Origin of the sequence: Amycolatopsis sp. NPDC051758 (assembly GCF_044453095.1) — a bacterium.
Classification (GTDB): Bacteria; Actinomycetota; Actinomycetes; order Mycobacteriales; family Pseudonocardiaceae; genus Amycolatopsis.
Map to the genome: position 1 here is coordinate 1,021,651 of NZ_JBITCJ010000001.1, position 25,630 is coordinate 1,047,280.

General features: G+C 68.5%; 25 protein-coding genes and 6 tRNA genes. 11 read left to right on the top strand and 20 right to left on the bottom strand.

The features are described from left to right. Positions 1-110 precede the first annotated feature (110 nt). Positions 111-2,438: a chitobiase/beta-hexosaminidase C-terminal domain-containing protein gene (locus ACIA5G_RS05320; RefSeq protein WP_395920955.1), complete on the top strand. Its 2,328-nt coding sequence runs from the start codon at positions 111-113 to the stop codon at positions 2,436-2,438. Positions 2,439-2,497: 59 nt separating this feature from the next. Here the strand turns inward: ACIA5G_RS05320 and ACIA5G_RS05325 are convergent, their stop codons facing one another. Next, positions 2,498-3,415: an erythromycin esterase family protein gene (locus ACIA5G_RS05325; RefSeq protein ID WP_395920956.1), complete on the bottom strand. Its 918-nt coding sequence runs from the start codon at positions 3,413-3,415 to the stop codon at positions 2,498-2,500. Between the two features lie 80 nt (positions 3,416-3,495). Between ACIA5G_RS05325 and ACIA5G_RS05330 the strand changes: the two genes are divergently transcribed. Continuing rightward, positions 3,496-4,236, top strand: coding sequence for a TioE family transcriptional regulator (locus ACIA5G_RS05330; RefSeq protein WP_395920957.1), 741 nt, complete (start codon positions 3,496-3,498; stop codon positions 4,234-4,236). Here ACIA5G_RS05330 and ACIA5G_RS05335 read toward each other — a convergent pair whose 3' ends face one another. Then, positions 4,237-5,085: an ion transporter gene (locus ACIA5G_RS05335; RefSeq protein ID WP_395920958.1), complete on the bottom strand. Its 849-nt coding sequence runs from the start codon at positions 5,083-5,085 to the stop codon at positions 4,237-4,239. Between the two features lie 129 nt (positions 5,086-5,214). Here ACIA5G_RS05335 and ACIA5G_RS05340 point away from each other — a divergent pair, with 129 nt between their 5' ends. Both ACIA5G_RS05340 and ACIA5G_RS05345 read left to right on the top strand, forming a co-directional pair. Further along, on the top strand, positions 5,215-6,612 hold the full coding sequence (locus ACIA5G_RS05340; RefSeq protein WP_395920959.1) for an MFS transporter: 1,398 nt from the start codon (positions 5,215-5,217) through the stop codon (positions 6,610-6,612). A 14-nt stretch (positions 6,613-6,626) separates the two neighbouring features. Continuing rightward, on the top strand, positions 6,627-7,253 hold the full coding sequence (locus ACIA5G_RS05345; protein ID WP_395920960.1) for a TetR/AcrR family transcriptional regulator: 627 nt from the start codon (positions 6,627-6,629) through the stop codon (positions 7,251-7,253). Here the strand turns inward: ACIA5G_RS05345 and ACIA5G_RS05350 are convergent. From ACIA5G_RS05350 to ACIA5G_RS05380, 7 genes are all read right to left on the bottom strand, one after another. Then, a complete protein-coding gene (locus ACIA5G_RS05350; RefSeq protein WP_395920961.1) occupies positions 7,240-8,112 on the bottom strand; it encodes an alpha/beta fold hydrolase in 873 nt (290 codons plus the stop codon). The genes ACIA5G_RS05345 and ACIA5G_RS05350 overlap by 14 nt on opposite strands. A gap of 142 nt (positions 8,113-8,254) precedes the next feature. Beyond that, positions 8,255-10,306: a hypothetical protein gene (locus tag ACIA5G_RS05355; protein ID WP_395920962.1), complete on the bottom strand. Its 2,052-nt coding sequence runs from the start codon at positions 10,304-10,306 to the stop codon at positions 8,255-8,257. A gap of 22 nt (positions 10,307-10,328) precedes the next feature. Next, positions 10,329-10,401, bottom strand: a tRNA-Cys gene (locus ACIA5G_RS05360). Between the two features lie 74 nt (positions 10,402-10,475). After that, a tRNA-His gene (locus ACIA5G_RS05365) sits at positions 10,476-10,552 on the bottom strand. Positions 10,553-10,626: 74 nt separating this feature from the next. Next, positions 10,627-10,700, bottom strand: a tRNA-Leu gene (locus ACIA5G_RS05370). An 8-nt stretch (positions 10,701-10,708) separates the two neighbouring features. Continuing rightward, positions 10,709-10,780: transfer RNA gene (locus tag ACIA5G_RS05375), tRNA-Glu, on the bottom strand. Positions 10,781-10,808: 28 nt separating this feature from the next. Then, a tRNA-Arg gene (locus ACIA5G_RS05380) sits at positions 10,809-10,882 on the bottom strand. A 378-nt stretch (positions 10,883-11,260) separates the two neighbouring features. Here ACIA5G_RS05380 and ACIA5G_RS05385 point away from each other — a divergent pair. Beyond that, positions 11,261-11,443, top strand: coding sequence for a hypothetical protein (locus ACIA5G_RS05385; protein ID WP_395920963.1), 183 nt, complete (start codon positions 11,261-11,263; stop codon positions 11,441-11,443). A 40-nt stretch (positions 11,444-11,483) separates the two neighbouring features. Here the strand turns inward: ACIA5G_RS05385 and ACIA5G_RS05390 are convergent, their stop codons facing one another. The 7 genes from ACIA5G_RS05390 to ACIA5G_RS05420 form a co-directional block, all read right to left on the bottom strand. After that, positions 11,484-11,807: a putative quinol monooxygenase gene (locus tag ACIA5G_RS05390; RefSeq protein ID WP_395920964.1), complete on the bottom strand. Its 324-nt coding sequence runs from the start codon at positions 11,805-11,807 to the stop codon at positions 11,484-11,486. A 77-nt stretch (positions 11,808-11,884) separates the two neighbouring features. After that, on the bottom strand, positions 11,885-12,367 hold the full coding sequence (locus tag ACIA5G_RS05395; RefSeq protein ID WP_395920965.1) for a SitI3 family protein: 483 nt from the start codon (positions 12,365-12,367) through the stop codon (positions 11,885-11,887). 26 nt (positions 12,368-12,393) lie between these two features. Then, positions 12,394-13,638, bottom strand: coding sequence for a hypothetical protein (locus tag ACIA5G_RS05400; protein ID WP_395920966.1), 1,245 nt, complete (start codon positions 13,636-13,638; stop codon positions 12,394-12,396). Continuing rightward, positions 13,635-13,946 carry a type VII secretion target gene (locus tag ACIA5G_RS05405; RefSeq protein ID WP_395920967.1) on the bottom strand — a complete coding sequence of 104 codons (312 nt, stop codon included), beginning with the start codon at positions 13,944-13,946 and terminating at the stop codon, positions 13,635-13,637. Before ACIA5G_RS05405 ends, ACIA5G_RS05400 begins: the two co-directional genes overlap by 4 nt. Before the next feature lie 18 nt (positions 13,947-13,964). Beyond that, positions 13,965-14,447, bottom strand: a complete 483-nt coding sequence (locus ACIA5G_RS05410; protein ID WP_395920968.1) for a YbaB/EbfC family nucleoid-associated protein — start codon at positions 14,445-14,447, stop codon at positions 13,965-13,967. A gap of 352 nt (positions 14,448-14,799) precedes the next feature. Next, positions 14,800-15,024 carry a DUF6221 family protein gene (locus tag ACIA5G_RS05415; RefSeq protein WP_395920969.1) on the bottom strand — a complete coding sequence of 75 codons (225 nt, stop codon included), beginning with the start codon at positions 15,022-15,024 and terminating at the stop codon, positions 14,800-14,802. Between the two features lie 211 nt (positions 15,025-15,235). Next, positions 15,236-15,439, bottom strand: coding sequence for a hypothetical protein (locus ACIA5G_RS05420; RefSeq protein WP_395920970.1), 204 nt, complete (start codon positions 15,437-15,439; stop codon positions 15,236-15,238). A 562-nt stretch (positions 15,440-16,001) separates the two neighbouring features. Between ACIA5G_RS05420 and ACIA5G_RS05425 the strand changes: the two genes are divergently transcribed. Next, entirely contained in the window at positions 16,002-16,526 is a 525-nt protein-coding gene (locus ACIA5G_RS05425; RefSeq protein WP_395920971.1) for a hypothetical protein, read from the top strand. Between the two features lie 28 nt (positions 16,527-16,554). Here ACIA5G_RS05425 and ACIA5G_RS05430 read toward each other — a convergent pair whose 3' ends face one another. Further along, positions 16,555-17,025, bottom strand: a complete 471-nt coding sequence (locus ACIA5G_RS05430) for an HAD family hydrolase (RefSeq protein WP_395920972.1) — start codon at positions 17,023-17,025, stop codon at positions 16,555-16,557. Positions 17,026-17,577: 552 nt separating this feature from the next. Between ACIA5G_RS05430 and ACIA5G_RS05435 the strand changes: the two genes are divergently transcribed. Further along, entirely contained in the window at positions 17,578-17,997 is a 420-nt protein-coding gene (locus ACIA5G_RS05435) for a tyrosine-type recombinase/integrase (RefSeq protein WP_395920973.1), read from the top strand. A 78-nt stretch (positions 17,998-18,075) separates the two neighbouring features. Here ACIA5G_RS05435 and ACIA5G_RS05440 read toward each other — a convergent pair. Further along, a tRNA-Thr gene (locus ACIA5G_RS05440) sits at positions 18,076-18,148 on the bottom strand. A gap of 167 nt (positions 18,149-18,315) precedes the next feature. Here ACIA5G_RS05440 and ACIA5G_RS05445 point away from each other — a divergent pair. From ACIA5G_RS05445 to ACIA5G_RS05460, 4 genes are all read left to right on the top strand, one after another. Further along, positions 18,316-19,818: a threonine/serine exporter ThrE family protein gene (locus tag ACIA5G_RS05445; RefSeq protein ID WP_395920974.1), complete on the top strand. Its 1,503-nt coding sequence runs from the start codon at positions 18,316-18,318 to the stop codon at positions 19,816-19,818. Positions 19,819-19,900: 82 nt separating this feature from the next. Beyond that, positions 19,901-21,343 carry a trehalose-6-phosphate synthase gene (locus tag ACIA5G_RS05450; RefSeq protein ID WP_395920975.1) on the top strand — a complete coding sequence of 481 codons (1,443 nt, stop codon included), beginning with the start codon at positions 19,901-19,903 and terminating at the stop codon, positions 21,341-21,343. Positions 21,344-21,377: 34 nt separating this feature from the next. Next, a complete protein-coding gene (otsB, locus tag ACIA5G_RS05455) occupies positions 21,378-23,912 on the top strand; it encodes a trehalose-phosphatase (RefSeq protein WP_395920976.1) in 2,535 nt (844 codons plus the stop codon). An 85-nt stretch (positions 23,913-23,997) separates the two neighbouring features. Beyond that, positions 23,998-24,525 (top strand): hypothetical protein, encoded by a 528-nt coding sequence (locus ACIA5G_RS05460; protein WP_395920977.1) that lies wholly within the window; start codon positions 23,998-24,000, stop codon positions 24,523-24,525. On the opposite strand, the gene ACIA5G_RS05465 is transcribed toward ACIA5G_RS05460, so the two are convergent. After that, entirely contained in the window at positions 24,503-24,685 is a 183-nt protein-coding gene (locus tag ACIA5G_RS05465) for a DUF397 domain-containing protein (RefSeq protein ID WP_395920978.1), read from the bottom strand. The two genes, ACIA5G_RS05460 and ACIA5G_RS05465, sit on opposite strands and share 23 nt — an antisense overlap. A 13-nt stretch (positions 24,686-24,698) precedes the next feature. After that, complete coding sequence (locus ACIA5G_RS05470; protein WP_395920979.1) at positions 24,699-25,517, bottom strand: helix-turn-helix domain-containing protein; 819 nt, start codon at positions 25,515-25,517, stop codon at positions 24,699-24,701. Positions 25,518-25,630 lie beyond the last annotated feature (113 nt).

Below are 25,630 nucleotides of genomic sequence, written 5' to 3' on the forward strand. Positions count from 1 at the left end.
GGTCCAGACAAGTGTTATCAAAAAGTGATCTAAGCTCCGCTGACTGGGAGCTACTTTGTTGTGACTCGCAACAAATGCTCGTGGATCCCCAACGGCGGAGGTGTCACGGCGTGAACCGGACCTTTGGCAAGCTTCGACGGCGCCGGCGCGGCGCCGTCGCCCTCATCGCGGCGGCCCTGCTGCTCGGCGGCGGGCTCAACGCCCCGGCCGCGCTCGCCGCGGACGACTACACCCAGAGCGTGACGCAGCTGAGCTCGACGCAGCTGCAGCTCAACTTCACCCCGACCACCCCGGCTGTGTACGTGGACGTCCACTACACCGGCGTCCCGGGCGTCGGGCAGCAAAACCTCCGCATGACCAACTCGGCCGGCACGTGGCGCACCACCGTCAACGGCCTGAGCAGCGGAAACACCCTCGACTACTGGTTCACCTACGAGAAGAGCGGCCCGCAGTACGACACGCCGCACTTCACCTACACCGTGGGTGGCAGCTCCACGACGGTCGCCGCGCCGACGTTCAGCCCGCCCGGCGGCACCTACTCCAGCACCCAGACGGTGACGCTGAGCAGCGCCACCTCGGGGGCGACCATCCGGTACACAGTGGACGGTTCGACGCCGACCGCGTCGTCACCGCAGTACACCGCGCCGATCAGCGTCCCGACCTCGCGGACGGTCAACGCGATCGCCCTCAAGTCCGGTTCGACGACGTCGGCGGTCTCGAGCGCGAGCTACACGATCGGCACCCAGGCCGGCTGCCCGACGCAGTCCGACACCCCGAACTTCGGGTCCAACGTGCGGATCTTCGACCCGGGCATGTCCGCGGCGACGATCCAGGCGCAGCTCGACACCGACTTCAACAACCAGAAGGACACGCTCACCGCGCAGATGGCGGACCGGCGCGTGGCCCACCTGTTCAAGCCGGGCACGTACAACAACGTGCACGACAACGTCGGCTTCTACACCTCGGTCGCCGGCCTCGGCCAGAACCCGGGTGACGTCCTGATCAACGGCGACGTCACCGTGGACGCCTTCAACGCTTCCGACAACGGCGTCGCGCTGCAGAACTTCTGGCGCTCGGCGGAGAACATGGCGGTCAACCCGTCCGGCGGCAGCGAACGCTGGGCCGTCGCGCAGGCCGCGCCGTTCCGCCGGATGGACGTCCGCGGCAACCTGCAGCTGTACCCGGCGAGCTACGGCTTCGCCAGCGGCGGTTACATCGCCGACACGAAGGTGGCCGGCCAGGCCGCGTCGGTGTCGCAGCAGCAGTGGTACACCCGCGACTCGCAGCTCGGCAGCTGGGCCGGCGGCGTCTGGAACATGGTCTTCTCCGGCACCGGCGGCGCGCCGGCGAACACGTTCCCCAACCCGCCGGAGACCACCCTCTCCACCACCCCGGTCTCCCGCGACGTGCCTTATCTCTACGTCGACGGCAGCGGCAAGTACCGCGTGTTCCTGCCTTCGCTGCGCACCAACGCGTCCGGCCCGAGCTGGGCGAACGGCAGCACCCCGGGCACGTCGGCGCCGATGAGCCAGTTCTACGTCGTCAAGTCCGGTGACACGGCTTCGTCGATCAACAACGCGCTCGCCGCGGGCTGCAACCTGTTCTTCACGCCGGGCATCTACCACCTCAACCAGACGCTCAACGTGACCAAGGCGAACACGACGATCCTCGGCATCGGCTACCCGACGCTGGTGCCGGACAACGGCGTCAACGCCATGCAGGTGTCCGATGTGGACGGAGTGCGGCTCAAGGGCCTGCTCTTCGACGCGGGCACGACGAACTCGCAGGCGCTGCTCACCGTGGGCCAGTCCGGCTCGTCGGCGTCGCACGCGTCGAACCCGACGACGGTCCAGGACGTGTTTTTCCGGATCGGCGGCGCGATCGCCGGCAAGGCGACGAACAGCCTGATCGTCAACAGCGCCAACACGGTCATCGACCACATCTGGGCGTGGCGCGCCGACCACGGCAACGCGGGCACCTACGGCTGGAACACGAACACGGCCGAGACGGGGCTCGTGGTGAACGGCGCGAACGTGCTGGCCACCGGCCTGTTCGTCGAGCACTACCAGAAGTACCAGGTGATCTGGAACGGCCAGGGCGGGAAGACGATCTTCTTCCAGAACGAGATGCCCTACGACGTGCCGAACCAGGCGTCCTGGAACGCGCCATCCGGTGTTGCGGGATATGCCGCCTACAAGGTCGGAGCGAACGTGACGTCCCATGAGGCCTGGGGTCTCGGGAGTTACTGCTTCTTCGACACGAACCCGGCGGTGTCCAGCTACCACGCGTTCGAGGTGCCGAACAACAGCGGCGTGCGGTTCCACAACCTGCTGACGGTTTCGCTCAACTACCGCGGCACGATCACGCACGTCATCAACGACACCGGTGGTGTCACGCCTTCGGGCACGGTGCCGGTGAACGTGGTGAACTACCCGTAACCCGGGTTGAACGGCGGCCCCCGCACCGGACCCGACCCCGGTGCGGGGGCCGCCGTGTGTCACCCGAACACCACTTCGCCGTCTTCCAAGCGGCCGGCGGCGAAGACGTACCGATCGCCCACCAGCGACGCGACGATGGCCCCGGCGCTCCACCACTCGAAGTCGACCATCGGCGACCGCCAGGTGCTGATGTCGAGCTGCAGGTGGCTGTTGTGCGCGAACACCATGGTCGCGCCCCGGCCGGCTTCGACCTCCCGGATGTCGAGGAGGTTCTGGGCCATGATCACGTCGCGGGTCCCGCACTGGCGGCACATCCGCGTGCGCTGGTCCCCCGGCTGCGCCGACTCCCGGTGGTAGCGCAGCAGGCCGAGACCGGCGGTGACGTGGGTCTTGGCGCGGAACCACGCCGCCCGCGACGTCGCCGCGATCAGCTCCGGCGCCCGGAGGTGCAACTCGGTGAGCAGGTCGTCGGCCAGCGCGCGCAGCCGGTGCGCCTCGGCCGTGTCACCGACGGACACGGCCGGGTCCAGGACGGCCTCGCCGCGGCTCCACCGTTCGTCGTCGCCGGCCAGACCGGCGATGTCGAGGTCCAGGCCCAGGTAGTCGCGGGTGTGCTCGAGGTAGGAGCGCGGGCTGGGGGCGCTCATCATCTCGGTCGAGGCGTCGAAGCCGTGGAAGGCCAGCCGTTCCTCGGCGGGACGGCCGTTGTTGTACTCGCGCATCCAGGCGACCAGCTCGCGGTTGGGCTCCAGCGTGCCGAAGCTGTGTGAGAAGCCTTCCTTCAGCACTTCGTCGAGCGTGCCGACACCGTCCTGGACGAAGTCGTCCACGATCAGGCCGGCCACCCGGTCGGTCTCCAGCGCGATCGACCGGACGCCCTGCCCGGCCAGCTCCTCGAACAGGGTGTTGCGGCGCCGCCCGAAGGCCGGTTCGTCGTGGGCCGGCTCACCGAAGGCCAGCAGATCTCGAATATCCATGAGGTTTGATCGTATCGCTGAAAGTTCTGTTGAGACTTCCGCCAACTTCACCTGCACTTTGTCGGCTAAAGTCTCAAGCCGTGCGACCTGCCGACCTCGCCCGTGAACACGGCCTCTCGACCCAGGCCGTCCGCAACTACGAGCAGGACGGCTTCCTCCCGCCCGCCGCGCGCACCGCGAGCGGGTACCGGATCTACACCGAGGTGCACGCTTCCGCGCTGCGTGCGTTCTTGGCGCTCGTCGCAGCGTACGGCCACTCGACGGCCGGCGGGGTGATGAACGCCGTCCACAACAACGACCTCGACCGCGCGCTCACGCTGGTCGACCGCGGCCACGCCCAGCTGCTCCGCGACCGGGAAACCCTCGACACGGTGCGGAAAGCGATCGGGCACCTGACGAGCGCGCCGGAACCGTCGGGACCCGTCCGGACCATCGGCGAGCTGGCGCACCGCCTCGGCGTCACCGCGGCGACCGTGCGCGCATGGGAGCGCGCCGGGATCCTGGCCCCCGAACGAAACCCGGCCACCGGTTACCGCGTGTTTCGCGCCACCGACGTCCGGGACGCCGAACTCGCGCACCTGTTGCGTCGCGGGGGTTATCCGCTGGAGCACATCGCGACGGTGGTCGACCAGGTCCGCACCGCGGGCGGCACCGACTCGCTGGCCGAGGCTTTGGTGACCTGGCAAGAGAAACTCACGGCACGAGGCCTGGCGATGCTCGACGCGGCCGGCCTGCTCAGCGCGCACTGGCGAGCGCGATCTTGGCCGGCAGCCGGAAGGTCCCGGCCTACGCCGGAGGAGGTCCTGCCCGCGTCCCCCTGATCAGGGTTTGCGGTGCAGCCGGTCGTACTCCAGCGCGGCCGAGTGCTGGGTGCGCACGGGCAGCGACTTCTCCTTCTCGTCGTCCTCGGACTCGTGCAGGCCGAGCTGCACGGCCAGCCGGATCTGCTCGCGGTTGTCGCGGACGACGGCGGAGAAGAAGTCGTCGATCCGCGGGTCGACGAGGACTTCGAGCAGCACGCGGAACGACGTGTCGACCACGGTGCGCACGATCTCGTCGTGGAACGGCAGCCGCTTGAGCTTGCCGAGCTGCGGGTCTTCGGCGATCTTCTCGGCGATGATCGTGCGCAGCTCGTTCTTGTTGGCCCCGAGCGACTTGGCGAGGTTTTCGGGGTAATTCCCGGTTTCCAGCACCTTGACAACCTCGTCGAGCACGGCGATGGTCACCGGCTTCTTGATCGCCTTCACGATCGGCTCGGACAGTTTGTCGACAAGCCGATAGGTGAACTGCTCCCCGACAGCCCGGTCCGCGGCCCGCCCGATCCGGATCAGCAGCAGCACCACGCCGATGAACTTGTGCCCCGCGATCACCGGGTGCGCCACCGGGATCATCGCGAACAGCTCGTACCAGTTGCGCACCAGGAACTTCTTGGCCCACCCGCGCTTCCGCCACCGCCACAGGAACTCGAGCAGGAAGATGCCGCAGATCCCGCAGTCGATGAAGAACATGACGAGCGCAGCATCCCGCGCGGGCGGGCTGAGCAGCATGAACCCCAGCAACCCGACCGACCCGGCGGCCAGCACAAGCATGATCCAGTCATCGGCGCGCACGTTCCCGGGCAGAACCCCACTGTTGAGCTCCGGCTCACGGGCGTCACGAAGGGTGGCCATGCCCGATGATGGCACGCACCCACCCGATCAGCCGGTTGCCACCACGGCCGCCGCTAATCAAACAGATGGTTGACACAGTCTCCTACTTGGCTGATTATCGAAACGGTCCAGGAGACAGGGGGAAACGTCGTGGAGAAGCACGCACTCAGGTGGTGGGCACTGGCGGTCGCCGTGCTGGCGGTCCTGGTCGACATGATCGACAACCAGATCGTCGCGGTGGCCCTGCCGACCATCCAGCGGGAGCTCGGCACCGGAGAGGCCGCGCTGCAGTGGATTTCGGCCGGTTACGCCCTCGGATTCGCGCTGACGCTGATCACCGGCGGCCGCCTCGGCGACCGCCACGGGACAAAGAAGCTGTTCGTGGCCGGCATGGTCGTGTTCACGGCGGCCTCGCTGGCCGCAGGTCTCGCCGGGCACGTCGGTGTGCTGATCACCGCGCGTGTTGTACAGGGCATCGGGTCGGGGCTGATGGTGCCGCAGGTCCTGTCCTTCATCCACGCGGAGTTCGACGAGCAAGAACGTCCGAAGGCGATGACCTGGTACGCGGCCGCGTTCCCGCTCGGCGGGCTCGCCGGTCCGCTGCTGGGTGGCGCGCTCACCGAAGCCGACCTGTTCGGCACCGGCTGGCGCGCGATCTTCCTGGTCAACCTGCCCATCGGCGTTTTGGCGCTGGCCGGTGCGCTGGTCACGATGCCGAGCCGGCCCGGATTCCACCGGCACCGCATGGACCTCGGCGGCCTCGCCCTGCTGACCGCCGCGCTCTTCGCGGTGTTCTACCCGCTGGTGCAGGGCCGCGAGCTGGGCTGGCCGATGTGGACGGTCGTGCTGCTGGTGGCCGCCGTCCCGCTGTTCGGCGTCTTTGCACTGCACCAGCGGAACCAGGCCCGCCGCGGCGGCGAACCGCTGATCGCACCGGATCTCCTGAAGCGCCTGGCCGGCGGTCAGGCGGTGCTGCTCTGCGTCAACACCGGCGTCGGCGTCTTCTTCATCCTGACGCTGCACCTTCAGCTCGGGCTTGGCTTCTCCCCGTGGGAAGCGGCGTTGACGTTCGCGCCGTCGACGCTCGGCATCGTCGCGGGCAACGTCCTGGCGATGCAGCTCGCGCCCCGGCTCGGGCGGTCGTTCACCGCGGGCGCCGTCGCAGTGCTGCTGGTGGGCCTGGTTGCGATCGCAGTCCTGGTGCTTCAGCTCGGCACGGCGTTGACCGGGTGGGTGTTGCTGGTGCCGGTGATCGCGGTCGGGCTGGGCCTGGGCGCGGTGCTGAACGCGCTGTTCGCGACGTCGATGTCGCAGATCGAGCCGGCGCAGGCGGGTGCGGCGTCAGGCGTGGTGAACACGACGGTCCAGCTCGGCACCGCGACGGGGATCGCGTTGTGCGGCACGGTGTTCTTCACCCGTCTGGACGGCGGCTACGAATCCGCGACGGCGGGAGCGCTCGCGGTCAGCGCCGGAGTGCTGGTACTCGCCCTCGTGCTGACGGCCGTGCTGCGTCAACCAGTTGTACGGCAGAGTCAAGCAGTTGGTTGACGTATAGTCGCGGCGTGACCGCCTCGAAGCCTCGCCGTTCGCCGAAACCGCAGGAGCGGCAACGGGATCCGGAACGCACCCGCCGGCTGATCCTGGAGGCGGCGGGGGCCGAGTTCTCGGCCAAGGGTTACGCGGGCGCACGGATCGCGTCGATCGCCGCGCGGGCCGGGGTGAACCAGCAGCTGATTTCCTACTACTTCGACGGCAAAGAGGGCCTGTACCGGGCGATGTCGGAGGAGTGGGGGCAGCGCCAGAGTGAACTGGTGGCGCCGGACATACCGCTGTCGGAACAGCTGCGGCGGCTTGTGCTGGAGACGTTGTCCAGCCGCGACGGTGTCCGCCTGCTGGCGTGGTCGGGGCTGGAGTACGACGGCCCGGAGTCGGATCCCGACCACGCGCCGCGGGCGCAGCGCCTGGCCGGGACGGTGGCGCAGATCGCCGCGCTCAAGGCCGACGGGCGCCTCCCCGAGTGGGTCGACCCGGCGAGCCTCACGGTGCTGCTGATGGCCGCGGCGATGGCGCCGGTGACGCTGCCGCACGTCGTCGAGGGCCTCACCGGGACCGACCCCGGCTCACCCGAGTTCGTCCGGCAGTACGCCGACCAGCTGGCCAAGCTGATCGAGCACCTCAGTCCTCAGTAGACAGCACCTCCCGCAGCTTCTTCGCAAAAGCCTCCGGCTGCCCGGCATAACCGAACTCACCACCGAGGAAACCGCCGTGGTGGCTCGGGAACACCGTCGCCTCCTGGCCCAGCGCGGCCGCGGTCGCGAGTGCCGTGCGTCCGGTCATGACGTCGATCGACTCCTCACCCACGCCGATCACGATCCGGGTCGGGGCCGCCCGCAGTGCGTCGACGTCGAGGTTGTACGCCGTGACCGCCAGGGACCGGTCGCTCATCAGCGGGTCGTCGCGGCGGCCGTCGTCCTCCGTGGGCATGCCGAACTGGGCGGGGTCGGCCGGCGGCTGCGCGAAGTAGTCGTCGGTGAACTCGCCCTTCCACGCCGTCATCGTGATGAACGCCGCCATCCCGGCGCCGAAACCGCCGGCCTGGTAGGCGTCGCGGAACGCCTTGCCGGCACGCTCGGCCGCCTCGGCGTCGGGCAGCACACCGACCAGCGGCGGCTCGTGCGCAACCAGCGTGCTGACGTCCTCGGGGTAAGCAGTCACCAGCGCGAGCGCCGCGACGGCGCCGCCGCTGCTCCCGAACACCTCCACCGCACCAACCCCGAGCGCCCGGATGACCGCGTGGATGTCCCCGGCCTGGACCACCGGCACGTGGTCCTCACGACCGTCCTTCCGGACGCTGCGCCCGAGCCCCCGCGGGTCGTAGGTGACGACCGTTCGCTCCGGGAAGTAGGACGCGAGCGTGCTGAAACCGCCGGCCTCCATCGGCTGCCCGACCATGACGAGCGGCGGGTGCGGGCTGTCGGCGGGCGCCGGGCCGTGGACGTCGTAGACGATGTCGGCCTCGGGCGTTTCGAGTGTGTGCGTGGTGGTCATGGCGTCTCCCCGGTTCAGGACTCGGGCAGAGCCTAAACCGGGGTACCGACAAAAAGGGCGAGGAAGGCGACCGGACTAGATCATCCGAGAGGTGAGAAGGAAGCCCGCTCATGGCCTCGCGTCCTTCACGATATCCGGCGGTTCAGGCCGGGACCAACTGGTTAAGCGTGTCCAGGGTGATCACCGTCGACCCCTCGGGCAGCCCCTCCGGCCGGCGTAGCCCGACGTAGGTGACCGGGCCGTCGGACTGCTCGGACGTCGTGACCACCGTGCCCGCGCCGCGCATCAGCTCGACCAGGTACGCGACGGTCAGGTACCGCCGCCGCACCAGGCCGCGGATCAGCACACTCGTGCTGGCGTGGTTCGTTTCGAGCCGGTTGAACCGGGGCGAGCCGGCCAGGTACAGGTGCAGCCAGGTCGCCGCCCAGCCGCCGTCGGAACCCCGGACGAACACGATCGGCAGCGCCACCCGGCCGGTGCCGCGCAGGTCCGAACGGGTCCGCACGGTGCGGGCCTCGAACGGCGCACCGGCCTGGGCGCGGTCGCGCGTCATCCAGCCGAACATCGACTCGGCGACATTGTTGAAGCCCTCGCCGGAGTAGACGTCGACCTGCGGCACGACGTACTTGGCGTCCAGCGAATCCAACGGGATGTCGATGAACTCGGTCGCGCCGTCCGGCGCCTCGGTGAGGTCGCCGGAGTACACCGCGCCGCCGTCCGCGTAGTTCGTCCACGACACGTGCCCGGTGTAGCGGAAGTCGGCGTCCAGCAGCAGCGCGGACAGATCGAAATCCGTCCGCTCGCGCGCCTGCCGCCAGTACGTGAAGAACCGCAGCACCTCGCCTTCGACCAGGCTGCGCGACCCGCGCGGCAGTACGGCGAACCCGTCTTCGGTGGCCTTGCCCGACAGCGGCAGCGCAACGTCCAGCACCGCCGGGTCGACGACCAGACGCTCGACGGCCGGCAGGCGCCTGGCCAGCTCGGCGTCGATCAGCGCGCACGCCCGCGCAATGACCTCACGCGGCAGCGGACGGCGGTTGTCATCGGTGACCCAGGCACGCCGCGAGCGCGTGGTGAACGCCCGCGCGGCGTCCGGCTCGGCGCGATTGTCCAGGTGCTCGCGCACCGAGCACAGCACGCGCCCGGACACCGAACCCAGCACCTTCTCGGCCACGTCGAGGACGGCGTCCGGCTCGGCCCGGCGCAGCAACCGGTCCAGCGACCGCATCAGCATTCCCGGCGCGGCGGCCAGGATTTCGGCCGCGCGCACAACGTCACCCTCGGCGAACGCGACCTCGGCCCGGCCGGCGATCGACGGCACCTTCCGATCACCACGGGCGACGTCGAACACCTCTCGGGCGCGCGGGTAAGCAGGGGTTTCGTAGGCGTGCAAGTACGCGCCCAGCCGCTTGAAGCGCTCGGCGAAGCGCGTGACGTCCCCGAGCTTGCCGGCGTCCACCTGGTTCAGCGCCGCGAGCAGGATCCGCCGCTCACGACGGGTGAAGCTGCGGAAGCGGGTCGGTTCGGCGAGGGTGACATCGCCGCCGCTGGCCTGGCACGCGGCGCGCAGCACGTCGACGACGGTGTCGACCGCGACGAGCGACCGTCCGTCGGCGAGCCGGGCGGCGTTGAGCACGGCCCGGTTCTCGCGCACCGGCACCGCGGCGAGTTCGACGTCACCGCAGGTCACGGCCAGTTCGGCGAGCAACGCGAGGTCGGCTTCGCCCAGCGGCGTGACCGACTCCGCCAGCGCCCGGTACAGCGCGTGGGTCTCCTCCTCGAGCGTGCCGCCGAGGTGCACAACGGTGACGCGGTCCTTGACGGAAGCGATCAGCTCGTCGTGCGCGGCGAGCAGGTCGGCGAAGGTGTGCCGGTAACTGCCGTAACCGTTCTCCACCAGGCACTCGAGCCAGAAGTCGACGGTGTCCGGGACACCGTGCGGGAAGTCCTTGAAGTAGGCGTTGTGCTGCACGTGGTCCCCGACCAGCCCGCGAACGGCGCCGACAACGGCAACCGCGAGATCCATCGCGGCGCCGGGCTGCAGGCTGCCGAGGTGTTCGAGCAGCGCCCGGTCGGCCTTGAACCCGACCCCGACGAGGACGACGTCCAGCTGCCGGGCGACACCGGCTCCGTCGCCGGCCGGCCCGGAGCTACGCGGGACGCGCAGGGTGTGGCGGATGATCGTCTGCAGCATTTTCGGTTCCTGGGATCGGTCGGAGACCCGCCCGGGAGTCGAACCCGGCAACGGCAGCTTTGCAGGCCACCTCATGACCGTCATGAAACGGGTCCTGGTCGCGCGCCGTGGTGTCGATCCACGTGAACGGGGCTTATGAGACCCCGCCGGTTGCCGAACCGCGCGCGTTTGGGGTGGCCGGCCGGACTCGCACCGGCTTTTCCCGGGGTCACAGCCCGGGGCCTCGTCTCCTTCGGCTTCGGCCACAGTGGAAGACGTGGGTGTCGAACCCACCCCGGCGATCTTGCAAGGATCGTCTGCGCTCCGGCGCGTCTCCCGAGTACCCCCACCAGGATTCGAACCTGGACTGGACGCGTTCTGAGCGCGTTGCCTCTCCCAGTTGGGCTACGGGGGCTTGGTGCGTAGCGCGTCCGGGAGTCGAACCCGGGTCTCCCGGGTGAAAACCGGGGATCCGTACCGCTGGACCAACGCGCCGTGGTCCGGGTGCCCGCGCACCCGGCAGTGCCCCCGGCAGGATTCGAACCTGCGACCCACGGCTTCGGAAGCCGCCACTCTGTTCCACTGAGCTACGGAGGCGAAATACAGAAATATTGAAGGCACGACAAATGAAGAAAGCCGCCCGAATCGGTTTCCCGATGGGCGGCTCTCGTGGGCACGACGTGTACTACGTCATCCGCGGAGAGCCGCGTTCATGCAGGTGAGCAAGCCGATTCGACGCACAGGCGGCGACGGCGGCAGTGTCACACTGCGCCTCTCGCTTCCGCATGTTCGTCATGATCGCTCCTCGGTTTTGTTCGGGTAGAACACATCATCACTCATGCCACCGGACGCCGTCAACGAATTAACCGAAACAATTCCACGCCCACGTTTCACCTGACCGGGCGACCCCGGTAACACATCAGGTCACGGCGCGATAACGAGAGAGGAGACCCGAGCAGAAGCAGGAGAGATCGCGTGGAGACACAGTGCCGAGGCCCGATCGACGTGTCCAAGGTCGCGGGGTTCGCCACCGGCAACGCCGACCCGGACGACCTCCGTCGCGCGGTGGTCGCGTCGCCCGGCTACACGCGCGCCACCGAAGCGGAACAGGCGGCGCTGCTGAAGATCGTCCTGCACGTGGGAACCGCCGTCGGCTGAGCCGGCGCCGCCTTACGCCCCCGGAACGAGCAGCCGGCGCTCACCGGCCGACGAGGGTACCCCGCATGAGCCAGGCCGGCCCCTCGGCGTAGGTGCCCGCCTCGGCGAAGAACGCGCCGAAGTACGGGCCGGCGGCGTGGGTGTTGAACGCCTCGACGTCCGCGTAGACCTCGTTGAGGTAGAAGAGATTCGGGTCCGATTCGTCCGCGATGACCTCGAACCGGTGCGAGCCGGGCTCGTTGGCGACGGAGTCGCGCCCGGTCTTCGAGGCGAGCCGGACGAAGTCGTCCCGGCGCTCCGGCGGGACGACGAAGGAAGCGACGAACTGGTACACGGCGGAGTCCCCTTCGATGAGTTCGTTCATTGAACTACCTCACCGTAGCACGGCGTGGTTCAATGACCGAACTATCGAGGACCGTTCCCGGCACGGCCCCGAGCAGGTCACACTTCGGCGAAGCTGTGGGTCTGGCGGTGGAAGGGCTGCGAAAGAGCGGCCAGCCGTTGCGGCGGCCAGATGTCCTGCTGCTCGCTCACCGTCAGCACGCCGTCGCGGCGCAGCAGCCAGATCTCCTCGAACTGGTGGTGCAGGACGGCGTCGCCGCCGACCCGGGCGAGCAGGCCGGACACCAGCCGGATCACGTCGTCCTGCTGCTCGCTGATGTCACGTTCTTTGTCGAGCTGGAAAGCGATCGACACGGTGGGCGTGAAACCGAGGTCCGCGCTCACCGGGTTCCACGGCCGGGGCTTCGTCCCGACCACGCGGATCCAGGTGCCGTTCTTGGTGGCCGCGCCCTGTTCGAGCACCTTCTCCGCGGTGACCGCCGGGTCGAACAACCCCAGTCCCGTTGCCACGTCACGAATCTCGGAGGCAACGGTCTCGCTCGAGGATCGCGCCGCCAGTTCGAGGCTGTACGAGATGGCCATCTGAATCGTCCTTGCTGCCTGGGGCGTCAGGGATAGAAGTTAACCACGTTGCCGTTCTTGTCGATCACCTTGATCTCCTTGAGGCCTTCGATGGGCCAGTCACGCAGCTGGGCGCGCAGCTTCTCGGGATCGACGTTGCTGTCAGCCAGGTTGAGCACCACCCGCTCGGTCTGCTCCTTGTCGATCTTGCCCTGGATTTCCGAGGCGATGTTGCGCGCGTTGGCGGTCTTGGGCGCGTAGTTGTCGAAGACCTCGCCTTCGATCTTGTAGTCCGGGTTCTTGTCACCCGGCACGTTCGGGTTCTGCTCGACCTTGTACCCCGCCTTCGCCAGGGTGGTCGCCGATTCGTTCTCCCGCTGCAGGGATCGTTTGGTCTCGGCGTCGTCCTGTTCCCGGATCCGGGTCGGGTGCCCTTCGGGCTCGGCGTTCGGATCGGGGTGCCCGGACGGCTCGGTGTGGTCGCCGCCGTGCCCGGTCGGCTTGCCGGGCTCCTTCGGAGGCTTGTTCCCGCCGCCGCCACCCTTGCGGAGGTCGTCCATCTTCTTGCGGATCTGGTCGAGCAGCCCTTGGAGCTTGCGCAGCAGGGGAACCAGGTTCTGCAGCGTGCGCACCAGCTTCTTGATGATCTGGGCGATCCGGGCCGCCCACTTGGCCGCGGCGGTGGCCGCCTGCGCCGCGGCCGCGGGAGCGCCCACCACCGTCAGGGCCTCGGCGGCCCACACCACCAGGCGCCCGACCAGGTCGGCGATGAGGTCCCGGACCGTCTCCCGGACGACGCCGACCACCATGCCCGCCATCCGCACCGCGCTGCCGAGACCGTCGGCCGCCTGCGCCGCGGCACCGATCAGGGTGGCCGTGGTCACGGCGCGGACCCGGTAGGCGTCGCCGGCCTTGCCGACCCAGCTTTCGGTGTCGGTCTTGGCTTCGGTGTCGTAGGCGGTGCCCTCGTCGCGAACCGCCTTGGCGATGTTCTGCCAGGTCTGTGCCTGCGCGGCCACCACGTCCGCGTTGCCGGCGAGCTTGTCCAACGCGTCCTGCAGCGGTTCGACGTGCTCGATGATGAACGAGACCAAGTTGGACCCCACCGAGCCGATGGGGTCCATCACGATGCTCAGGGCCTCCAGGCCGGTGGTGACCGCGCCGAGGCCGATGTCGATCCAGTTCCCGCTCTCGATGCCCTGCACCAGATCGCTGATCGACTCGGCGATCCCGATGCCGGTGTACCACTCGGTCGAGTCCTCGACCGGCGCCACCAGCGGGTTGCCGGTCATTCCAGCGCTCCGGAGAAGCCGGTGAGCTTCAGCTTCGCTGCACCCTCCTGGCTTTCGTACCGGTCCGCGGCCGTTCGCAGGTTCTCCGCGGTTTCCCCCAGCCCGCCTTGGGCGGCCTTCAACGCGGCGGTCGCCGTCTGTTCCAGCTCGTTGAACAGCGGGGGGAGGAACTGGCAGATGAGGCCGTAGGCGTCGTCGGTCACCACCTGCCCGGCCGCATCGACCGCTTGACCGATCTTCGCCCCGTGGGCGTCCGCCTTCGCGGCGTGGGCGCGCAGATCGCCGCCCGTCACCTCGAAGCCGGTCACGCTCTCACCGCAGGACGGTCATCGCCTCCGGTCGTAGATCGAACCTCCACCGAAGTCCCCCTCCTCGTCATCGGCCCCCCGGGGTGACGCCTCCGCCGGTTCCCCGGTCGAACGGAATCGCTCCTGGTACTGGTGCACGATCCGGTCCGCGCTCGCGCCGGCATCCGCGCCGAGCGTGTTGTCGGCGACCTCGCGCACCCGGCCGGCGATCTCGGACTTCGCGCGGTTGACGGCCGCCATCAGCTGCGCACCGAGCTCCTGAGGCGAAGTGCTGTGAATGCGCTCGGTGAACTTCGCGTCGACGACCGAGCCGTTCGCGTCCACCGTGACGGTGACGACGCCGCTGGGGCTGCTCGCGGACACCCGGACGTCTTCAACCCGGTGCTGCAGCTCCTGGTAGCGGGCCGCGTTGCGCTCGAACCCGGCGACCCAGTCGTCCAAGCCGCGCTCGATCTCGGCGGGGTCGCCGCGGAACAGATCGTCGGGAAGATCCGGGCTCATGCGACGACCGTACCGACCGAGGCACTTCTTCGGAGCCGCCAAGGGGGCTCGAACCCCTGACCTTCTGTTTACAAGCTGTCAGGTAGGTCGTTCACGGTGGTTCGTTAGGCAACACAGCGCTGATCAGTGCGTCACGCGGCCTCACACGGCCACCTGCGACCAGCAATGAACGAGACTAGAACTGAGACGACCGCAGGTCTAAGCCATCGCGGCCTTGCGCAGCGAATCCAGCACCACCGACCGGTGGTCGCCCTGGTGCTTCGGGCACGCGCAGAGTATGCGTCGAGCGTCGCCGGTTGTCGAACGCATGTTCTACGAATGGGTAACGGTCAACCCTCAGGCTGCCTGTCGGTCACGGTCGCCACGCCGGGTCATAGTCGGGGTGATCGGCGTAGGCGGTCGCGAGGTGGCGGATGACGGTGCGCGTCACGCCACAGATCATCTCCCGGGCCGGATTGTCCACGTTGGCGCAGTGGCGCGCGTAGTCGTCGAGGATGGCCCGCTTCGCGGCGAGGTCGTCGAGGGTACCGTCTGCCCGGCTCGCCGGTCGGCGCATCGTCGCCAAGCCACGCCTCATCTTCGGCGACCAGTGCCGCCACCTTGCGCGCGTGTGTCTCGTCGTCGTCGAGCCGAGCCCAGTAGAACGCGGTCAGCGGGTCGACCGGGCCGGGCACCTCGTGGCCGTCGCCGTCGAAGTAGGCGACATCGCGCGTTACGCGGTGCTCGTGGGCTGCCACACGTCGAATGTAGGCCACGGCCAGCCGTGGCACGACCGCGTGCAGCCATGGTCACCGCCGGAACAGGTTGACGAGCGCATCGAGTGCTTCGTTGTTGCCGGCCGCGATGCACAGCGACAAGAGCAGGAAGATCCCGGCGATCCAAAGCAATCGCAGCGGCTTCTCGTTCCGCACGATCGCCGTCACACCCGCAGCTAAAGCCAAGGCAAGGAACGAAGCGACGGCGATCAGTTCGATCAGTTCAAGGGGACTCATGGCGCTTCCGTTCAAGGCGTTCGGGGTGAGCGTTCCGACTGGTCAGCCCTTGACCGGTTTCAGTGTCCGGAAGGCGTGACCCACTCACTTCACCACGGCTCACGCGATTTAATCGTGTTACATCGTTACTTTCGCCTTATGTAACGCGGCGCGTCGAAATTGCGGTGTTCCGCCCGTCTCCGGAACCCCTCCGTGACTTGCGCGGTTCGACCCGCCCCCGCATCGCCGGGCCACCCCCGGCGTCTTGGCTTCCTTTCGCTAGGCCAGCAAGAGTGACGCGTCTTCGTCGGCGCCGGGCGTCCACGACGCCCTCGGGCGCCCGTCCAGCACCTGGCGCACCTCGTGTTCGCTCACGTCGAGCTGGCGCGCGAGCACACTGCGACCGGGTGGCCGGAGTCCCGCGGCCTCCAACCGGTTTACAGACTGCCGACTGACACGCCTCTGACCTGCACAAACGGTCTCCCCCGACGCCTCCATGGGGTGCACGTGAGGGGAGCACCCTAGGTCCCCCGCCGCGGCGTGCCGCTATCGTCACCCAAGTCCAGACGCCGATACTCGGGCGATGGCACTCGCAGCGCTGATCGTGTCGATCCTCGCTCTCCTGGCCGCTGGAGCCAGCGCGTACTACGGCCGCCAGCAGGCCGCCGCTGCGGAGGCAGCGGCGGAGTCGGCGGCCGTCTCCGCACAAGCCGCGTCGGACACAGCCCGAGTCGACAATGATCGACGGCACGAGGAACGCGCCCCGAAGATCAGCCCGGGCGAACTTCGGGACCACGGAAGCGGGACCCATATTCTGCACTTCCGTCTCTTGGACTCACCGGAACTGATACGGGTTGACGCCGAGATCGTGGACAGCCACGGAATAAACTTCCGCCCCGGAACTGACGGCACCGCGCCAGCAGGTCATCCCGTAAAGGCATTCTATTTGCCCGAGTTCGACTATCCGCCTGGTCGACTACGCCTAACCACCGGAGACGGTATCTACTGGCCCGTAGAGCTTGACGACGTACGAAGCAACCAAATACATATCCGGCTAACCTGCCATACAGTTGACGACGAAGCGTGGACGATCCACCGGGAAATTTAAACTCCGCCGATCCCATATGTCTTCTAGATTAGAGAACCGACTCAATCTCAAGCATATCGTCGACAACCAGCGCCAAGATCTTCTCGAACCGCTCCCGCTTTCCCGGTTTGTTCGCCAGAGCAACAGGAACAACTCCCCCAGCCAACGCCACCCCTATGTCCGTCATTGAATCACCGATGAACGCGACGTCGCCCGGACACACCTGCGCGCTCATCAGCGCCCGGTCGAGCGGATACCGATGCGGCTTCATTAGCTCCGGTCGCCCATAAGCGCGGCCAACGACCGGCTCCACGTCAGCCAGCAGCCCAGCAGAGAGCAGGAACCGGGATATCGCTTTCGGAGAGTTGTTGCTCAGCACTCCGACCGCCTTTCCCGAAGCCAAGGCTACCCGCATCGACTCAAGCCCCCCAGGAGTCAGTGTTGCGCTATCGATCGCTTCCAACTCGGCGCTCACCAACTCAGACTCAACCGCCTGGACGACCTCCTGACCGAATCGCACCGAATCCTGAAGGACACGCAGAGGGTCGTCAGAGTCGACGCGCAATGGCTGCCGCGGACAATCCCGCGAATACGTCGCAGATTGGGCCGTCGAAGTCGAAGAGGACCAGCTTGGCGCTGGCAAGCGTCTCGCGAAGATCGGTCACTAATTCTCCACATCGACGAAACCGAAATTGACCCACTCACCGTCGCCGACGCGAAAGCGATCTTCGCGTCGACGCAGACACTGCGGAACGGCGCGCGCTGGGCCGTGGCGCTCGCGCTCGGACTGAGGCAGGGCGAGACTCTTGGCTTGAAGTGGAGCGACCTCCAGGTGGAGTGGCACCACGGATGCGGGGAGCCGCGCTGCGCCGCGCGCACAGCGCAAGACTGCCCGAGCGCGAACGTCACCGGGCTGCTGGTCGTCCGCCATGCCCTTCAGCACCAAACCTGGCAGCACGGTTGCGGCGAACGGCCCTGCGGCCGCAAGCGCGGCGCCGACTGCCCCCAGCGGCACAGTGGCAGGCTGGCAGTGGTCGAGCCGAAGTCCCGCGTCGGCCGACGGGTTGTCAGCGTGCCTCTCCCGCTCGTGCTGGCCCTGCTCGCGCACCGGGAACAGCAGGAAGCCGCACGGCGGATCGCAGCCGACCTGTGGCACGACGGGCAGTGGGTCTTCGCACAACCCACTGGCAAGCCCACCGACCCGCGGGCGGACTACGGCGAGTGGAAGGCCGTCCTCAAGGCCGCCGGAGTGCGGGAAGCGCGGCTGCACGACGCTCGCCACACCGCGGCGACATTCCTGCTTGCGCTCGGGATCGGTGAGCGAGCCGTCATGGACGTCATGGGCTGGTCCAAGATCACGATGGACCAGCGCTACCAGCACGTGCCCGACGAGGTCCGGCGCGGCATCGCCACGCTGCTCGGCGGGCTGCTCTGGCAAGCGCCGGGGGACGACGACGGAGAGCCGCCAACGTCCGCGCTCGTACCCGCGTAGAGCACCGAATGAGACTGGAACTGAGACGGAACGAGACCAGGGAGTCTCCCGAAAACGGAGACTCCCTGGTCAGAGATGAGCCGCCAAGGGGGCTCGAACCCCTGACCTTCTGTTTACAAGACAGATGCTCTACCAGCTGAGCTATAGCGGCCTGGCGCCGAGGCGCCAGCCCACAGTGTATCGGGCCCGGTGGGGATCACCGATGACAGGCAGCATCGCCTGGTCCGGGCCACTATGGGCAACGTGGCCAACGCCACTGCAACAGTGGACACACCCGCGTCGATGGTCCGGGAGGAAGAGCGAGGAGGTGGATGGATCATGAAGATCAACGAGCGCACCAACGGGGGCAAGGCGACCAGATGGCCCGTCCTGGAACCTCCCGCGCAGAGAACACCGAAGACCCACCGCCCGAACCTCCTCAAGCGCCGCCCGTGGCACGTTCTCGAGGCGCCCACCGGTGAGCTGCCCGCCGTCGACGCCGAAGAGGCCATGGGGCCTCAGCTGCCCGACGAGGCCACCGTCAACTTCGTCCTCGACCTGAGCCTGCGCATCGGGGAGGTCCAGATGTCCAGCGGCGCGGGCGCGTCGGACGTCACCGCGACCATCATCGCCATCGCCAATGCGCTGGGGCTGCCGCACTGCGAGGTCGACGTCATCTTCACGTCGATCACCGTGACCTGCCACCGCGGCACCGACCTCTCGCCGGTCACCGCTCTGCGCGTCGTGCGGAGCCGGAGCCTCGACTACACACGCCTCACCGAGACCGAGAAGCTCGTGCGCAAGATCGTGCGCGGCCACATGGGCGCGGAGCAGGCGCAGACCGAGCTGGAGCGGATCACCTCGGCGCCGCACCCGTACCCGCGCTGGGTGGCGACGCTGGCCTGGGGCGGGGTCGCCGCCTTCATCACCATCCTGCTCGGCGGCGGCTTCGACATCGCGCTCGTCGCGTTTGTCATCAGCGGTGTGATCGACCGGATCGGCCGGTTCGTGAACCGCTACTCGCTGCCGTTCTTCTTCCAGCAGGTCATCGGCGGCCTGGTCGCGACGCTGTCCGCGATGGCCGTCGTGAGCAGCGGGGTGATGACGACCGACCGGCCGACGCTCGTCGTCGCGGCCGCGTTGACCGTGCTGCTGTCCGGGCTCTCCACCGTCTCGGCGGTGCAGGACGCCATCACCGGGTACAACGTCACCGCCGCCGGCCGCACGATGGAGACCGTGCTGATGTCGGCGGGACTGATCGCCGGCGTGGTGCTCGCCCTGCGGATCGCCGTCCTGCTCGAACTGCCGCTCACCCCGCTGCCGGAGGTCACCGGCTCGACCCCGCAGGACCTGCCGCTGGTCGTGATCGGCGGGGCCGGCGCCTCGGCCTGCTTCGCGCTCGCGAGCTACTCCAAGATGCGCGCCATGCTGGTCGCGGCGGCCGCCGGGACCATCGGCGCCGCCGTTTACGGCGGGCTCATGCTGGCCAAGTTGGACGGCGTCAGCTCGTCCGCGATCGCCGCCACGCTGGTCGGGTTCTGCGGTGGTGTGCTCGCGCGACGACTGGGCGTCACCCCGCTCGTCGTCGCCGTGTCCGGGATCACTCCGCTGCTTCCGGGCCTTTCGACCTACCGTGGTCTGTACCAGATCGGGGTCGAGGCCACCGGGAACTTCTCGACGCTCATGACGGCCGTCGCAATCGGGCTTGCGCTGGCAGCGGGCGTGGTACTCGGGGAATGGCTCGCCCAGCCGGTGCGCACCGGCCTGGGCAGGCTCGAGCGCCGGTTCGCCGGACCACGGATGGCTGGTCCGCTCGAACTGACGGAACGAAGCTTGGAGTAACGCTGCGGTCACCGGCTGTTCATCGCTCACGCGATAGGGTTTCACTCTGGGGCCGCGACCCAGGACGCGAGGAGCAGCTGCTGTGAGTGACCCGAAGGAGAACACGAGATCAGCCGATTTCGTCGTGGTGGCGAACCGGCTTCCGGTGGACCTCGAGCGCACGACGGACGGTGAACGCCGCTGGACGGCGAGTCCGGGCGGGCTGGTGTCGGCGCTCGAGCCGTTCCTTCGCTCCCGGAAGGGCGCGTGGGTCGGCTGGCCGGGCGTCCCGGACGTCGACGTCGAGGAGTTCGACGACGACGGGCTCGTGCTGCACCCGGTCTCGCTGAGCAGTGACGAGGTCCGCGACTACTACGAGGGTTTCTCCAACGCGACGCTCTGGCCGCTCTACCACGACGTCGTCGAGCGTCCGGTGTTCGACCGCGTGTGGTGGAACAGCTACGTCAAGGTGAACCGCCGCTTCGCCCAGGCCAGCGCCGAGGTCGCCGCCCAGGGCGCGACGGTGTGGATCCAGGACTACCAGCTGCAGCTGGTGCCGGCGATGCTGCGTGAGCTGCGGCCGGACCTGCGCATCGGCTTCTTCCTGCACATCCCCTTCCCGCCGGTCGAGCTGTTCATGCAGATGCCGTGGCGCGCCGCGATCATCCGCGGCCTGACCGGCGCGGACCTGGTCGGCTTCCACCGCCCCGGCGGGGCGCAGAACTTCCTCTGGCTGTGCCGCCAGCTGATCGGCCTCGAGTCGACGCGCGGCGCGGTCGGCGTCCGGTCGCGGCCGGGCACCATGCAGGTCGGCGACCGGACCGTCCGGGTCGGCGCCTTCCCCATCTCGATCGACGCCGCCGGGCTCGACAACCTCGCCCGCACGAAGGGTGTCCAGGAGCGGGCCGCGCAGCTGCGGCGCGACCTCGGCAACCCCAAGACGGTCATGCTCGGCGTCGACAGGCTCGACTACACCAAGGGCATCGACCTGCGGCTCCAGGCGCTGCACGAGCTGCTCCACGAAGGCAGGCTGCAACCGGACGACGTCACGTTCGTGCAGCTCGCCACCCCCAGCCGCGAGCGCGTCGAGCACTACCAGCGGATGCGCGGCGAGATCGAGCAGATGGTCGGCCGGATCAACGGCGAGTTCTCCCGCGTCGGCCACCCGGTCGTGCACTACCTGCACCAGTCGGTCGACCGCACCGAGCTGGCCGGCTTCTTCTCCGCCGCCGACGTCATGGTCGTGACGCCGCTGCGTGACGGCATGAACCTCGTCTGCAAGGAGTACGTCGCCGCGCGGCACGACCTCGGGGGCGCGCTGGTGCTGTCCGAGTTCGCCGGGGCGGCCGCCGAGCTCTCTAGCGCATTCCTCGTCAACCCCCACGACCTGGACGGGGTGAAGGATGCTCTAGTGGCTGCCATTACGCTCGACCCGGCTGAGGGCCGTCGCCGGATGCGCGCCATGCGTCGCCAGGTCCTCACCCATGACGTCGATCGATGGGCACGCTCGTTCCTGCAAGCTCTGGGTGCCGAAGCGGTCGACTGATTGGTCCCGACCACGCATGAGCTCCTGAGGAGGAGTGTTGACTGCCGAGGCCCTGCCCGCCGAGCTGCGGCGCGCGATCGTGCAGATCGCCCGTACTCCGCGACTGCTGGTCGCCTGCGACTACGACGGCACGCTGGCACCCATCACGCTCAACCCGGACGAGGCACGCCCGCTGCCGGAGTCCGTCGGGGCCCTCAGATCGCTCGCCGGTCTGCACGAGACCACCACCGCCGTCATCTCGGGCCGCGCCCTGCGTGACCTCGCGACGCTCTCGCGGCTGCCGTCCGAGGTGAACCTCGTCGGCAGCCACGGCTCGGAGTTCGACATCGGCTTCATCCACGCGCTCGACGAAAAGGCGCGTGAGCTGCACCGGCGGCTGGAGTCCGAGCTCGAACAGCTCGTGCTGGACGTCCCGGGGGTGTCGCTGGAGGTCAAGCCGGCCAGCATCGCGGTGCACGTGCGCCGCGCCGAGCACGAGGCCGGCCGGCGGGTGCTCGCGGCCGTCCACACCGGACCGTCCACATGGGAGGGCGTGTCGACCACCGACGGCAAGGAGGTGGTCGAGCTCGCGGTCGTCCAGACGGACAAGGGACGCGCGCTCGACATCCTGCGCCACCAGGTCGGCGCCACCGCGGCGATCTTCCTCGGCGACGACGTCACCGACGAGAAGGCCTTCGCCCGGCTCTCCGGCCCGGACCTGGGCATCAAGGTCGGTGACGGCGAGACGCTCGCCGGGTTCCGCGTGCCCGACACCGTCGACGTCGCGCTGGTCCTCGGCTTCCTGCTGGAGGAGCGGCGCAACTGGCTGTACGGCGAGTCGGCGCCCCCGATCGAGCGGCTGTCGATGCTGGCCAACGAGCGCTCGGTCGCGCTCGTGACGCCGGACGCGAAGCTGACCTGGCTGTGCCACCCCGGCCCGGACGCGCCGGCGGTCTTCGCCGACCTGCTCGGCGGCGAGGGTGCGGGCCACTTCTCCATCAAGCCGCACCGCAACGGCCTCCCGCTCGGGCAGCGCTACCTGCCGAACACGATGACGGTCGAGACGCGCTGGTCGCGCCTGCTCGTCACCGACTACCTCGAGCCGGAGAGCCCGCAGCACCGGACCGACCTGATCCGCGTGATCTCCGGGGAAGCGCAGGCGGACGTCACGTTCGCGCCGCGTCCCGAGTTCGGCGGTGTGCCGGTCAAGCTGGAGATCACCGAGGGTGGGGTCAAGGTGCTCGGCACGTCGGAGCCGTTCGTGCTCTACGCGCCGGGGGTCGAGTGGACCATCACCTCCGACGGCATGCACGACACCGCGACCGCGCTCGTGCAGCCGACGCCGACCCGGCCGGTCGTGCTGGAGCTGCGCTGCGGCACGCCGGACCTCGGCCCGCACGAACTGTCCGAAGTGGAACGCCGCGACCGCGCGGGCCGCTACTGGAGCGAGTGGACGTCCAAGCTGCAGCTGCCGAAGGTGCAGACCGACCTGGTGCTGCGCTCGGCGCTGACCCTGCGCGGCCTGGTCAACACCGACTCCGGCGGGGTGCTCGCCGCGGCGACGTCGTCGCTGCCGGAGGAGATCGGCGGCGTCCGCAACTGGGACTACCGCTACTGCTGGATCCGCGACGCCGCGATGACCGTGCGGGAGCTCGTGCACCTGGGCTCGATCGAGGAGGCCGAGGGGTACCTCAAGTGGCTCCACGGTGTGCTCGCGACGCTGGCCGGCCCGGAGCGGCTCCACCCGCTGTACACGCTGTCCGGCAGTGTCATCGGCGCCGAAGCCGTGATCGAGTCGCTGCCCGGGTACGCCGGTTCGCGGCCGGTGCGCGTCGGCAACCTGGCGAACCACCAGGTGCAGCTGGACGTCTTCGGCCCGGTCGTCGAGCTGGTCGGCACCCTCGCCGCGGCGCGCGGCGACCTGCGTGACGAGGACTGGCAGATGGTCCGTGCCATGGCGGAAGCCGTGACGCGGCGCTGGAACGAGCCGGACCACGGGATCTGGGAGGAGCGGCACGTGCCGCGCCACCGGGTCTACTCGCGCGTGATGTGCTGGGTGACCATCGACCGTGCGGTGAAGCTCGGCGAGCAGTACGGCCGGGGCGTGCCGGGCGCGTGGCCCACGCTGCGTGACGCGATCAAGGACGACGTCCTCACCCACGGCTGGAACGACGAGGTCCAGGCGTTCACCACGGCCTACGACGGCACGGACCTGGACGCGGCGTCGCTGTTCGTCGGGCTCACCGGGCTGATCGACCCGGCCGACGAGCGCTTCCAGCAGACGGTGACCGCGATCGAGGCGGAGCTGCGCAGTGGGTCCACTGTGTACCGTTACCGCCGCGACGACGGCCTGCCGGGTGGCGAGGGCGGCTTCCACATCTGCGCGGCGTGGCTGATCGAGGCGTACCTGCTCACCGGGCGGCGCACCGAGGCGCAGGAGCTGTTCGACCAGATCGTCGCGGCCGCCGGCCCGACGGGGTTGCTGCCGGAGCAGTACGACCCCATCGCCGAACGGTCGCTCGGCAATCATCCGCAGGCGTATTCGCACATCGGGCTCATCCGGTGCGCCAACTTGCTGGCCGCCAGTTAGCCCTTTCGGTCCGAACTGCCGTCAAGGCCACCTTGCAGGCGTCAGACGCCCGTAAGGTGGCCTTGACGGCATTCGGAGGTGGTGGATGCAGGGGACGTTCGGTCAGGTCGAATTCGTGCCGCTGCCACCCCGGTTCGCCGAGCGGGTGCGCTGGGGTTCGGTGGTCGTCGGGTGCTCGATGATCACCGGGATGGTGCTGCTCTTCGGCCTCACGACGTTCCTGCAGGGCATCGTCCACGGCCACGCCTTCCCGGACACGCTCCTCGGGAAAGCCGCAGCGGTCCTGCCGCCGCTGGGTGTGCTGGCGATCGCGGTGCTGGTGCTCTCGTCCCGCCGCTGCCTGCGTGGTGACTACCTGGTCGTCGCGAGCGCGGCATCGGCCCGCAACGCGCTGCTGTTCACCTACGTGCTGACGCTGATCCTGATCCTCGGGGCGTGCGCGGTGCCGATCGTGTTCCGCGTGTGGCGCGACAGCCCGGAGCTCGGCGCGCCGGACCTGCTCACGACGTTCTCGACGCTCGCCTTCGCCACCATGGGTTTCCTGGCGGGGATGTTCTACGTGCGGCCGTCGATGCAGACGCTGCGGAAGTTCAGCGATCACCCGATTTGGTGAGGAAAGCCGACCAGGCGGCGGCGCTCAGGTGGAGTTCGCCTTCGGGGGCTTTGGAATCCCGCACGGCGACAGGCGCGCCGAAAGCCACCTCAACACAGTCGCTGCCGGCACCATCACCGCTGTAGCTGCTCTTGAACCACCGTTTGTCTACAGTGGACACCGCAGCCTCCCGCTCAGAGCCGTTCGATCAACGCGATCGAGTCCTCCGCATCCAGGGCCCGATCAGCGAAATCCTTGAACGCCAGCTTAGCAGCGGAGACCTCTGCCTCCTTCTCAACGTGAACCGACCCGAAGATGTGCTCCACGTAGGCGATATCCGGTTCCTCGGAGTCATCGAAGCTCGCGACGATCAGGTTGCCGAACTGACCGGGGTACGCCCCGATGTCTTCGGGCACCACCTGCACCGTGACGTTCGGCAGCCGTGCCCGGTCAACCAGGTACTGCAACTGTTCCTGCCGCTCAGCGCGCCCGAGGACCGGCCGTCGGAGCGCGTGCTCGTCGATGATCGCGTGGAACTTCAGGATCGGCGCGTCGGTGAGCCGCAGCTGCCGGAGCAGTCGCACGGTGACCTGGTTCTCCAGCACCTTCGGCTTCATCTGCACGCGCGCCGCGGCGAAGACCTCGCGCATGTACGCCTCAGTCTGCAGCAGCCCTGGGATGTAGCCGAACTGGAAGACCTTGACCTTGCTGGCCTCGGCTTCGATGGGCAGGAAGCCGCGATTGCCCACCCCGTAGTGGTGCCACCAGCCCTTCTCCTTGGCGCGGTCGTACGCGGCGATGTACTCGTCCCAGTCCGAGACGACCACGTTGTACCGGTCCAGCAGCGCCCGGAAGTCGTGGTACGGCGGCAGGTAGCCGGTTTCGATGCGCGACAGCTTGCTCGTCGACATGCGCAGCGGCGCGCCCGCTTCGTCCTGCGTCATGCCGAGCCGTTCGCGCATCCGCTTCAGCTGTCGGCCCAGCTGCCGGGCGGGCAAGTTCGGCTCAGCCACGTCGACTGACCCCTCGAGACCACATGAACACGGATAGTAAGACGCGGGTCCGCCAACTCGGGAATCCCACGTGCATAGATTCCTTTGCATAATTTCCTTTGCACGGCTACCTT